Source organism: Paenibacillus sp. LBL (assembly GCF_029893715.1).
Taxonomy (GTDB): domain Bacteria; phylum Bacillota; class Bacilli; order Paenibacillales; family Paenibacillaceae; genus Paenibacillus_AQ; species Paenibacillus_AQ glucanolyticus.
On record NZ_JARXYU010000004.1, the window covers coordinates 367,193 to 380,327 of the forward strand.

Annotated in this window: 7 protein-coding genes; 1 reads left to right on the top strand and 6 read right to left on the bottom strand. The window is 37.7% G+C overall.

The genetic code is table 11. The features are described 5' to 3' along the window. Positions 1 to 17: 17 nt before the first annotated feature. The 6 genes from M2277_RS12925 to M2277_RS12950 form a co-directional block, all read right to left on the bottom strand. Positions 18 to 6,086: a phage tail tape measure protein gene (locus M2277_RS12925; RefSeq protein ID WP_280754888.1), complete on the bottom strand. Its 6,069-nt coding sequence runs from the start codon at positions 6,084 to 6,086 to the stop codon at positions 18 to 20. Between the two features lie 40 nt (positions 6,087 to 6,126). Further along, positions 6,127 to 6,594 carry a hypothetical protein gene (locus M2277_RS12930; RefSeq protein ID WP_280754889.1) on the bottom strand — a complete coding sequence of 156 codons (468 nt, stop codon included), beginning with the start codon at positions 6,592 to 6,594 and terminating at the stop codon, positions 6,127 to 6,129. A gap of 140 nt (positions 6,595 to 6,734) precedes the next feature. Further along, positions 6,735 to 7,505, bottom strand: coding sequence for a hypothetical protein (locus M2277_RS12935; protein ID WP_280754890.1), 771 nt, complete (start codon positions 7,503 to 7,505; stop codon positions 6,735 to 6,737). A 36-nt stretch (positions 7,506 to 7,541) separates the two neighbouring features. After that, positions 7,542 to 8,258, bottom strand: coding sequence for a hypothetical protein (locus M2277_RS12940; protein ID WP_280754891.1), 717 nt, complete (start codon positions 8,256 to 8,258; stop codon positions 7,542 to 7,544). Positions 8,259 to 8,302: 44 nt separating this feature from the next. Further along, positions 8,303 to 8,575, bottom strand: a complete 273-nt coding sequence (locus M2277_RS12945; protein ID WP_280754892.1) for an HU family DNA-binding protein — start codon at positions 8,573 to 8,575, stop codon at positions 8,303 to 8,305. A gap of 237 nt (positions 8,576 to 8,812) precedes the next feature. Beyond that, positions 8,813 to 11,419 carry an RNA dependent RNA polymerase gene (locus tag M2277_RS12950; protein WP_280754893.1) on the bottom strand — a complete coding sequence of 869 codons (2,607 nt, stop codon included), beginning with the start codon at positions 11,417 to 11,419 and terminating at the stop codon, positions 8,813 to 8,815. 416 nt (positions 11,420 to 11,835) lie between these two features. Between M2277_RS12950 and M2277_RS12955 the strand changes: the two genes are divergently transcribed. Then, positions 11,836 to 13,128 carry a DNA sulfur modification protein DndB gene (locus M2277_RS12955; RefSeq protein WP_280754894.1) on the top strand — a complete coding sequence of 431 codons (1,293 nt, stop codon included), beginning with the start codon at positions 11,836 to 11,838 and terminating at the stop codon, positions 13,126 to 13,128. The last annotated feature ends 7 nt before the right edge of the window (positions 13,129 to 13,135 follow it).

The window sequence follows — 13,135 nt, forward strand, 5'->3', positions numbered from 1 at the left end:
GGGGAGAAGCTACGTGATTAGATCGTTCTATGTTTAAGTTTTGTGCTGAGTGCAGTTTCAAACTTTTCTAGGAGATTTTTTCCCGTATCCTGTTGGTCTGCATGAATGGATACATGATCAATTCTGATGCTGTTGTCAGTTTGGGTAGAGGTGGAAGTTGTTCTGATAGCATCATGATTAAAGCTTCCTTTTATGGAGTCAATAATTTTCCTGGTGAAGTCCACAATCTTAAGCAGATTGGAAGTATCCGATTTGTTCAATATCAATTCTTTTTCATGTGCAAGCAGGAACTTACCTTCCGAACCCCAGGCAGGGGTCAGGCCACCTGTAGCCGCATTAAAAATAGACGAGCCAGTCAATACCTTTAATTCTTCATAAGAGCCGTCTTTAAATTCATAATCGTTCCGGTACTTTTGGTTTTCATCACTTAGCTCTTTAATCCGATTAGACAGTTTTTTATAATCGGAGGAACTCTTGTCATAGGTTGTTCTTTTTTTTTGAAATTCTTCTGCCAGTTTTTTGTTGCCAAGATAATTTGTCCATGCTTTGGCTACGTCTGGAGTGATTTTGGAATCCGATGCATTTCCAGTGGTGCCGCCTGGAGCAGAGCCAGCGTTGTTACCGTAATGATCCAGATTACCGTTACTTTGATCAAAGCCATTTTTTATATTGTTATATTCTTGCTGGGTTATGGTTTTATGGTTGATAAGGGCTTGTTCAAGTTCAGCATACAGCTCCGTATAAAATAGCTTTATTTCCTCCGTTGTAGCTTTGACAACAGCTTTATCTTCGCTTAGAAGACCTTGCTTAAGACGGTAAAAATTCTTCTCATCATTAAGCAAAGAGTTGTACTTCCGTTCAACATCTTTTTTCTCTTGTTCATTTTTCTGGCGTGATTCCTCGTATTGATCATCTTCGTGGCTGCGAACTTGATCCAGATATTCCTTACGGTCATCCAACAAATCTTGAAGGGTTTGCTTGGATGTCTCACGATCTCGTTGTAATTTGAATTCATCGATTTCCTCATTCTTAGCATCAAGCTGCCCTTGTAAATCTTTACGTTTTGCTTTGGCCTCCATTGAATTGTCGAGCTGTAAAACATTGATTTTATCAATGATTTCTTGTCTTTCCTTAAACTTCTTGGCTAATTCCTTATCGTAATCGTCCGAGGTGTTTTGCCGATCCATAGCTTTCAGTTGGGCATTTATATATTTTTCAAACGTTTTAAATTCATCGTCAAGATGTTTGAGCGCTTCTTTATGGCGTTCGTCCTCGGCTCTCATCTTTTCGTCTATAGCAGAGAGTTCGAGCTCTTTGCGTTTGTTGATTGCCTTCTTGTAATCCTCGAGAATTCCATCGGTTATTTCCAATCGGAGTGATCTTTCATCATGTAACAATGAACGATTAGTTTCTTTTGCATCCACTAACAACTGGTTATATTCTTTTCGCTTAGCAATGCTAATATCAGTTCTTTTCGTTTGAGCTTCCAAATAGGCAATCTCAGCTTGATTCAGATTGATTTTATCTTGAATGAGTGGGATTTGCTTCATTAACTCTTGCGTATATTCTGGAGTACCTTTTTCTAAATTGCGAAGGTTATCCTGTATGATTTTTAGTTCCGTATCTTTATCCCTGATTTGATCAGAATATTCCTCCAGTTGACTGTCTACGATATTACCCTTAATATCATCAATTTCGACTTCAACAGCTATTTTCTGTCCTTCTAATGATTCTAATTTCTCCTTAAGAGAAGCAACATCCTTTGGAAGGAGGTTTGTGTTTTTTAATTTTTCATTAATGGTATTGATTTCAGCCTCGTCAAGTTTACGGATTTTTTCCTTCCACTTTAGCTGCTCTTCAAGCTCTTTGCGAAATTCAGGAGAGGCGGAGTCTAGCAAGGAGCTTCTGGTTTCGGATGCCTCAATCTTTAGAGATTCTTGTTTACGTTTCTGCTCATATTGATCAAGGCTGCTGATAAGAACAGCGTAACGTTTTTCTTGAATCTCCGTTTCAATTTTCTCTATCTCCAGATCGTTTTGATCTAGTTGTTGCTGGAACTCTCCGCCTGTAATCTTGTATTGATTGATAAGTTTTTTGGTGTTCTCGTTTTGAGAGGATAGCTCCTTTTGTTTTCGTTCAAGATAACTTATTTGGGACATTCCCTCTTTTCGCCATTCTGCAGACAGGCTATCATAGCCAGATTGCTTGTTCTTGGACTTATTGATGGAATTCTCAGTTTTATCTAATTTGTTATTGGATTGAATAATGGTGCTTTCAATGACTTCTGTTCGAAGTTTGTATATGTTATCTGCAGATTCTCTAGATTTTGTTTCTGCTTCGGTTTTAGCTGTGGCAATTTCTTCTGAGGTAGGCACATAGCCTTTTTCGGTACCTGTGATTAATTTTTTGGGGTTAGTAAGAGCTTCATCATAAAGCTTTTTTCGTTTTGTTAATTGGGTAATTTCTTCATTTAGGGTATCTCTATAGGACTGAGATCCTTTGTTATACTTGGTTCGATTTGAATGTATTTTTCCAAAACTGTTCTCGATTTCTTTCAGTGTTTTTTGTGTTTCGGTAAGCTCTTTATTGTTATTAGTTAATTGCGTACCAGTATCTTTCAAGCTATTCGAGATGGATTTTGAATTGGTACCTGTACTTTCATTAAGAGATTCGGATAATAGCTTAAATATAGTATTCAATTCAAATACTTCATTTAGATGTTTTTCAGCATCTTTGAAAAATTGTCGGGACTCTTTTTTTCCATTTTGGTTGTGTGCAGATACTTTAGCCTCGGCCTCAGTTTTGTTTCCGCCGACACTATCTGGATGAACATCTTGCCAGTTCGAGGGTTCCTTTTCATATAATTTTGCTTTTGCGGCTTCTAATTTTGCTACGGTTGTAATAGCATCTACTTCAATACCCCATGAGGCTAATTTGGAGCGTAGATTTTTGTTCTGATTCTCTACATCTTTTCTTCTGGCTTCCATTATTTCTTTGAAAGAGCTTAATTCAGCTTGTTTCCTAGCTTTGACTAAAGAAGTGTTAAGTTTAATATGGCCATTCTCAATTTGAAAAAGCTCAATTAATGAGTGATCTTTTTTTATTAACTCAGATACTTCTTTAGCATTTAATCCGGTTTCGGATGAATTGTCCTTAAGTAGTTTATTATATAATGATATTTTCTCAGATGAAGCATCGTAGGCTGATTTAACTTGATTTAATGAATCGTTATACACATCTACTTTTTTGCTTGAGTCATCTGTAGAGGATGCAAACTGCTTAACAGTTTCATCAACATCAATAAATTTAGCTGATACGGAATCAAGTATAGATTTGAGTCCCTCAAAATTTCCAGTTTCGATCATCTTGTTAAGGTCTATTTTTTCTGCTCCAATTGCATCCAATATATTTTTGGAGAGATCTCGATAATTCCCAATTACTTGATTTTTATTTTCCTCAGTTATATTGACAGAATTAATATAATCTTCAGCAATTTTATCAAGCATATTCCGAATATTGGAATCCTCAATACCTGATTTGTTTAGTAAATCCTGATTAATAGATCCAAATGTTTCAACGAACTTCAGTTTTGATTCATCAATTATAGCCTTATTAGCATTTATGGTTTCATCAATTGTGGCAAACTCCGAATTCATTTGTTCTACAAACTCGTGTATATCATTATTACCCCAATCAATATCAAGTCTAAAGCTTTTGATTTCTTTTTTACCGAGGCCATTTTCGTTAAAAATATCAGTTATACCATTTTGCATTTCCTTTAATTTTTCTCGATTGTCCTGTGAAAACATTTGATCTAACTGTAATTGGTTATCATGCAAAAATAAACTCATATACTCGGCTGCTTGCTTATTGGCGTTAGTAGTTTGAAACTTTTTTTGATTTCTTTCTATTTCCTTGTTAGCAGCATCAATATCTTTAGCAGGTTCGGTTAACGTTTCTGACGCTTTGAGAGACAGACTGCGTTGTTTTGCAACCAATAACTCTTTTTCTTTAGCAATTAAATTATCGATTTCTACACTTGTTTTATAAACAGCATTACCTTCATTATCATAGTGAGAAACTATACCTGGCATTATTCCTGCCATCTGCTGACGGATAGACAACAACTCTTCTTGCGATTTGTTACCCGCTTTATATTGTTCGTTTAAACCCTGAAGCTGCGCTATATTTTGAGTGGAATTTTCAACGCTTTGTTTAAGATTGTCAAATTCCTCAGTGCTTTGAGAAGCACTATTACTGAGTTGATTAAATATTGAGTAAATGAGTGAACCTACTGACATTAATATACCAAAGATACCGAGTGCTCTCTGCATACCTGTTAGAGCAACAGCAGTTGTATTGGCAGCAACTCCGGTGGTTTCAATCGCTTTGCGAACTCCAAACAGAGCTAATACAGCTTGTCCGGCACCAGAGATTAAATCTCCGATGGCTTTATGTCTGAAAGTCAGTAGAAGTCCAGTGACTAATACGGTTGTATTACCCAAGTTATCAAGGAATTTAATTAATCCGGTTCCGGCATCCACGACACCCTTCAGGAATTCTGTGGATAAACTGTTGCTCCAAAAAGAGTTGGCTGCGTTTGTAAAGGCAGCAATTCTACCTTGTAAGGAGTTAAGGTAAACTTCATTTTCACGGGCTGCGCTGCCAAATGATTGAAGTCCGGCTTGTAATGCCCCTTGTGCATTCTGCCAATTAGATAGGATGCTTGCAGCAACCGCTTGCTGATCTCCACCTATGAGTTGCGTTATCTCAATTTGTTCAGTGGATGAGAGGCGATCCCATACGGAAGAAAGTTCTTGAAATATATCAAATGTACTTTTATAGGTGTTGTCGCTTTTTTTCAGCGTGAGACCGATGGCAGCAAACTTTGAATCAAGTGAGGGGAGAATCTCGGTCAGTGTTTCACCATTCTCGCCAACGCCTCTTAAGCGTTTCGAGATGGTGTTTAGACCTTTGCCAATCTTTCCAGGGTCCTGAATGGAAGTGTTAGCCGCTGCTATCATGGCTACGGATTCTTCAATTGTGTTACCGGCGGCATTTAGATTCGCTGCTGAACTGTTCATGGATTCACTGATACCTTGAGAGCTGATGCTGAATTGATTACCAACTTCATTGTAGATATCAACGATATTTGCTACGTTCTTTCCTTCATTGTCGATCTCAACCCCAAAACCTTTGATAGTGGACAGAAGTGCTTTGGACGCTTGCTCCGTTGAGTCAAAGTCTCCGACGTTTTGCAGTACCAATGTTTGTTGGGCGAGGGCCTTAGATTGGTTAAGGGTATACCCCAAGTTTGCCCATTCTGTCGCTGAGTCGATTACTTGTACAGTTAGACCGCCAATGTCGTTAGCCACTGCATTAGCATCCTGAAGGAAAGCCTGCATCTCCATGGATGAGCCACTCGTAGCTCTTGTCAGATTTGTAATGGCCGTATCCAATTGATTAACATATTGAGCACCGTTTTGTAACATTTGCAATGGAGCTCTAAAAGCAGCCGTCATAATATTCCAGGCTTCCATTCTTCTCACAAGTGACGGCCCTGTGGTTAGAACTGCTCCATCTTGATTATTGGGGTCAGGGGCAGAAGGTTGATCCGGAGCAGAACCATGTATGACAGGTTTGTTGTTTAGGGTTTTTCGGGTAGCCACGAGTTGTTGAGTTTGTCTATTTAGGCTTTGAAGTGTAATTTTTTGCTTCTCAAATAGTGCGGTTTCCGATTGCACAGCGTTTTTATTCAATTCACTTGCGATTTTAGAACTTTGGATCAATTGATTATGAGATTGGGTATTCCTATTGGTACTGCCTATAACCGTATTAAGGCGCTGGTATGAAGATGCATTGTTTGTGATTGCTTTGCTCTGGGATAATAATAGTGCATTGAGTTTGTCAGTTGCAGTCGTAATACTTTTTAATGTTTTTATAATAGCGCCATCGACAGATATGCTGAGATTCAATTTTTTTAAATTTAGATTAGTGGATAGCGCTAAGATTTGTTTATTAATATCTTTGATTGACTGGTTCATATCCAGACGTGCTGATATAAAAAGTTTTAAATCATCGGCCATATGCTGATTTCACTTCCTTCACATTAAGAATTGAATGTATTTATTCCAGAGAAGAGGAGAGAGCTAATTCACCAAGAATTTCTCCTAGATTTTGATTGGTTGATTTAAATTTATCTTCTATCTTCCGTAGTTCCTCCGGAATAAAGGAGTCGAAAATTTCGTTCATAATCCCTGTATCGAGTAGAACGTGCGAGACCTTGATGTGATCTTCTATCGATTTGCACTGTGGGTAAGGAATGCTGGTAAATTCCTTGATGATGAGACTGTTCAATAATCCGACCGTGCCTGCAATCAGCATGTCATTTAAATCCGTTCGTTTTTTCAATTCTTGCAAAAGTGCGAGATATTGGATCACTACAGCTTCTACGCGAGATTCTCGGAAAACCTGCTGAATATTAACCTCATAAGTGTTATTCAAAATAGGAACGGTTTTATTTACATTCAATTCGCTCTCAAGTTTCTTTAAGGCCTGTGTCGTTAGCTTTTTAGCTGATTTTTTTTCTGTCATGTTATGGTTCTCCCTTAAGATTAATTTTTGGTGTCTGTTAAGACACTTGGTACAGTGTTCTTGTTCGAAGAAGACTCTATGAAATGTCTTATAAATGGGGAAGAGACAGAGCGTAAGCCCTGTCTCTTTCCAGTAACTGATTAGTCTTCGTAAATTACCATATCAATGATGGTATCCACATCCTCAATTTTCTTAGGGAAGAGGTCGAATACCAAGCTCAGAGAGCTTGGATCCCCAGTTGCCGACATACTGATTGTAAAGTTCGGATCAATTTTAGCTTTGTGATATACAATCTGTGCGCCAACAATTTCACCGGTTACTTCGTCGGTGTAGGAAGTATCTCCAACCATATAAACGTATTTAGGGAATCCAGTAGCAGTAAAGGAGAGTGTATTCGCATCTGCTGCTTCAAATTGGTAGTACACTTCAACTTCAGCACCAACGGCTACGGTTGCAGAAGCGTCGAGCTCTACGACATTTCCTGTGATTGAGGAAACTGTTTGGGCAGCATCCGTACTAATTCCATTGATATAAGGATGGACGCTGACTTCATTAATAGTTCCAATTGGTGGCTTGGATAGCGTGACTTGTTTTGTACCGGTACCGTTGTCTTGAACGGTAACCACTTCCGTTTTATAGATGTTTTGTTTGCCTTTGCGGATTTCTTCCCCTGCCAGCATCGCAAGATGCTGCATGGAAAAGAGTTGGGTTTCCATAGTCAATTTTGCCGTTTTCTCACCGTCCCAGGCGATACGACGTGAGCCAGCACCCATCGCATAAACACGGGAAGAGGTCATTTCTTGGGAAGCCGTGTTGGCGTAGTCAAACGTCATGATCGGTTTCTTAGTGGCGTAATCGAAGATTTGAAGTTTAAGAATATCACGGGAACCGTATTTACCAAGGTTTAGCATAGTTATTTCCTCCTAGGGATCATAAATAGATTTTTATTAGAATTTTGTTCTTACTAACCATTCAGGCAGCTGGGAATTCTCTTTGAGATAGCCGTTAGCCCAGACGGGCAGCAGCCGGTTATGGTTTTCCTTCAAGTTTATGCGTTCAAAATGTTCATACATCTGATAGACGGTGAGGTTGGATACATTGAATACATGAATTCCATTACCTTCTGCACAGCAAATAATCGAGAGGATATCTTTGATATCCAGCCCCGTAGTTTTAGCGTTTTTTGTTTTAAGGGCATTCATTTTCTCAAATAATTCTTTAGCCTTATTATTCTTGAACTTTGCTGGGGATTCTTTCGAATCCTTTAGTCCATTCAATTCTTTGATAACGTTGTACATTTCCATATAATTGTCTGAGTTAACCAGAAGTTTGTCACCTATATTAAAGGCCTTAGCAACCGGATGATAAGAAACATGATCTTTGACGAAGAAGGAGTAGGCGTTGGATATGTACTCAGGAATGGAGGGATGGCTTGTAAGCAGGTCGTAAGGATCCTCATCCATAAGTCTGATGATATCCGTTTCAGAAAGACCAAATAAGTTAACGAGAATCGTTCGAATATTGAATGAACAGAGGGTTATATGTATGGAGTATTCAATTTCACCGATGTCTGCTATGTCTAAAAGGGTAGGGGAGTATACTGGAATATCAGTATTGAATATATGAGGCTTACCAAGAAAAGCTTTAAGTCGATCAATTATCATAAAACCTCAAAATATATATTTATTTTATTTTAGGAAACAAATTATCATAGAACAGCATTTTTCAGTTTTTGAGCTGCTCTAAACACAGGGACGTTGGCAGCTGGAATGTCCATGATTTCCCCGGTCTGCGGATTTCGGACTTTTCGGGTAGTCCTTGTCCTTACAATAAACTTTCCAAATGAAGCGATGTTCACTTCCTCGCCATAGTACAATGCATTCGTAATCTCGTTAAAGACACCATTTACGATTCCTTCAATGTCTTTTTTGGCATAATCGGTATGGGACGCAACGGCATGAATCAAATCCTTTTTGTTCAAATTAGGCTAAGCCTCCTTTCGTAAATGATGATATATAACAAAGGGAAAGAGCGAGTGTACTGAAATCAGAACGTAACCGAATTCAGTCGTTCACCTGCTCTCCCTTAAATACTTTTACGAAAATGAAGCCTAATCTTTAAATCCCTTGTAGTACGGGGGGATTTTGCAATTTGGAGATGTTATTGTTTGATTAGATATTCTTCAAAAACTCAATGTTCATACGGTTTTATAGGTTTTTTATATTTCGCTAGTGTTATTATATTTATTTTTAAGTTTATGCCATGCGATTCTTTTACGCTCCTTTTCCTTCTTCAATGAACAGGCATCGCAGAAAGTCTTTCGGTGATGTGCTGCTTTTATTCTTAGGCCACAGCTATCGCAAAGGATAAATTCATCTTTATATGTCTTGATCACATTGTTTTTCAAATTTTGAACCAAGATGTCTCCAAAACTCGACCATAATGTAGTTTTATAGCTGCTATTCTTGTGCTGGTATAAGTACTCAACAAGCATATCAACTAGTTCCCTGGGGTTATTGTTCAGTGCCATAAGCTGCTCTCGAATATCGATATAGACATAGAGATTTTCAGAAGAGTCATAATGATCAAGCGTGCCTAGTTCCATGAATCTTTTTTGCAAGTCAAGCTCCGTGTATTTTCTGATGATTCCTTCATTTAAAGGAATAGATTGACTTTTAGTGTGTAAAAGCATTCTATAATCAAAACTGCCTAAATTGAGTGCTTTGAACTGGAGTCTTGGATTAGGGATATACTCGGCGAGCCTGTTCATTGTGCTTTGGTTTAGGCTTTCAACATGATCGGGTAATTTATCTTTGGCAAACCTGAAGAAGTGAGGGACTTTTGATGCCGTATAGGACGTAATTAACTCTTTTTTAATTTTCGGCCTTTCAGGTTTGTAGAGTGTTTTGGCATAGTCGATTGTAAAATTATTCTCCATACATAATAGTTTGATAACATCAAGATTGATAGTATCACTGTTCCAAATTTTAGATATATCGTTACTTATTACGCCGATGTTTCCTCCAGAGTATGCAGCAGTTAGGCCGCGGTAGATATTCTGATTATTGATCATTTCAGCACTGGCATTGGCCATTCTATAATACAAAGGATAGATATTGTTCATATTACGCTGAGCGACGTTAACTAAGGTTTTGTCGTTGCACACGAGGCTTTTGTCACCGTCAACATCGAACATCAGCAGCTTACTGATAGGATCATGACAACTGGTATATAGGTTATTGGTGCTAAACCACCGCCGCATTTCTTTTTTATTGAGGTTTTTTCTAATAGCATGCTCCCGATAAAGATGAGGACTTCTTAAGCAATCAAGGGTTTCCTCATCATCGTATAGAGAACAGAAGACCTCGCCATGATCCAATAAGCCTTTAGGGTTCTTATGACCCAAAAATAAATATTCACAAAATGCATAGAGATCTGGACTAATAAAAGTATATTTTCCACTGATGTCTATTTTGCCGGCTCGCGCATTTTTTACAATGCTCTTCTTGACTTGCTTCAGTATTTCTCGACTATAGGTGTCGTTCAGAAGTTCTGGGTAGATCTCCAAAGCTTGCTGGAAGTAATTTTTGTTTTGGTTAGTACCGGTAACACCTAGAATTTTCAGCATGGTCTTTCGATCCGATCCGATATTCATAATTTTTTCTCTGGTCTTGCTGCTCAATTCCAATAATTCATCATTTGAAAAATCAGTGAGGGTCTGCAATATTTGATAGTTGGACTTACCGTTCACAATTTGCTCTTCTTCCTCGTTACATTTGCTGGCATGACATTGATGCTGAAGAAAATGATGTTTGTACTCATCCCATGAAGTATAGTATTTCCACATTTTGAACTGGCTTCTTGTAAAAATAATCTGAATATCCTCTTTTAAAATATCGTATTGCTTCCCATAGATGTCGGTCACAATCCCGCACTTTGTTCCTTTTTTCTTGGCTTCGCGAACAAATTTATCGAAAGGGAAAGGGACAAGCAGGCCTTTTACCCAGGGCAGTCTGATCATCATGCTCTTTTTGCTGATTTTGGGCAGGATCATGCCACAGCCATCCGTATGTTCTATGGGAATATCCATGTTTTGTCTGGTGATTTCATATGTTTGGTCATCAATAAAATCAACCGTACTCCGGAGTGTTGTTTCCATGTCATCAACCACGATGGCCTTGTTTATGTCAAAATTATGCCATTCATCCGTCGCACTGTTGCATAGTGCCAGATAAGCTAAATATTTATTGATATTAACCCCACCCTGAAGGTTTATCTTATCTATAGTTAAACCACACATTAGAGACTCACGGTATTGGTTGTATATAGCTTCCTTAATGAAGAGAGTTTTCTTCGTACGTATTTGTCCTGCACTGGCAGTGAAGCATATGTATTTCTCTCCGTTGTACATATAACCCTTGTATATCAGACTTCTTAGTATTTCAAAATAATATGTCTGGACAACCATGATATCTTCCGAGAGCTGGTTTGGCTGCATTTTCAAAGTACGTGTTAAAGTCGATTCAAATACAGAGATTATGTTTTTTTTATTAATCACTGCTTCTGGCCTTAGGTGTCTAGTTGTCTGATGACTTGTCATTAGGCCTTTTAATTGTTCTTTCAGAGTATTGATTTTGATGTTAATCTTCGAAAGAAGAAGAGTAACTTTACGGTGATACTCATTTTCTGCTAAGCACTCTCTATTCAACTTAACGAGGATTTTCCTTAATCGATAACGTTTGTTAAGTCTTCGATGTAATTTGTATTCCTGATCGGTGTAGAACGAACTGGTGTCCACACTATAAATAAAAACTTGTGCATCCATTAAATATTTCCCCCTAAATTTGTATGATATTAATTAATTATATCATTATTATTATATTTATGTTAATATATCTTCGGACGATCCATATTCTTAATTTAGGTTGTGAACAGATGAAACGTAGATTTAGATTACAGAAGCTTGTAGTTTCTTCTCCCAATCAGAAGCTAGAGGTGTGGCAAGAAACGAATATTACATCCCATAAAGCACATTTGCTTGACAATTTCCTGACCAATGGATATAGAATATTTGATGCAGAGTTCAACCAGGTGATCAGAACAGTTACCCCCTATCCATATAGGGAAATCAAACGATATAAAATATGACAATATATAAATATGGTTTATGTATTATTTTTATTTTTTGTGTATAATAGCGAAGATAGCGAAATGTCGGTTAATTGTGTGAGGTGAATAGGCTTGTATAGGGATCGGGAAGAGTTGGAAGATGCCCTGAAGAATGTAATTGAGGACATAAAGCATAAAAGAAAAGTACTGGAACAAATCAATGGGGAATTAAAAAAATATAATATTCCAAACGGTACGATTAATTCCATAGCTCGTGAGGATGATCGGATAGCAGCATTAGATTCTCCTCTCTTGTGTATAGTATGTTTAGCTGTACATACCATTACTGGCAATCCATCCATCTCCCCTTATGAATATTATTCGGATCGTGAGATCGAGTTGTCAAAAAAAAATTCGGGAACTTCTAAGGAAAATCATCTTCTGCAACTGCCGATTCAATTGACTGATGTAACTATGATCGATTTGGAAAATTATATTACGAAAATAAAAATGTCTTACCTCGTTCAAATGTATCATTCTCAATTGATTACCTATGATTATGAAACTCAGAGAAGTCCAAAATTCAAGAGAACGAAGAACGGGGTAGTACCTGTACCAGATATCAACAAGAAAAGCGTGGAAGACATTTCCGATCATATGCTTCGAGAAACCTATTTGTCGGATATGTTGACATTAAATGTGTATTCAACGGATGTTGAACCTCTACAATATAACGATAAAAACAAAATACTAACAATAAGTACCGGAGCAACGATCTCAATTCTTGATGGATTTCACAGGCTTCAGGGCGGAGTACGAGCTGTAGCCATAAATCCGGATCTTGAATTAGAAATGATTTTATCGGTTCGCAGTTATGATACAGACTCAGCTAAAAAATATTTTGGTCAAATCAACACCATTAATGTAGTTAAGCCCCAAAGATTGAAGGAACTCAAGTCTCAGAAATATTCTGACATTGTGGTCAGGGATCTTCAGAAAAAGACAGACTTGAAAGGGAAAATAGCCTCTAGTTCCAAGATAAGCGAGATCGCTGGGCAGCTGACAACGTTTGATATTTTGTCATATGCCATCGATAGAGTTTTTGATCCCAAAACAACCTTGGAAGCGAAGGAAGTCTCCAATTATTTAGTTGACTTTTTCACCTATCTAACCGGTTTGTTCGCTCAAGAGTTTATAATGAATCCGAATAAATACCGGAAAGGTTATATCAATCATCCGTTGATGTTTGCCGCATATATTCAGATTGCAAAAGATTTTAAGGAACAACAAACCGACCTGAATAAAATAAAAGACAGAATAGATAAAATTGATTTTCACAGTCGTGAGCTGCTCGAGATTCTCGAAGATCGAAGAGGTATAAACAATAATAGAAATCGCAATGCGATGATTCACTATTTCAGTTAATTATATT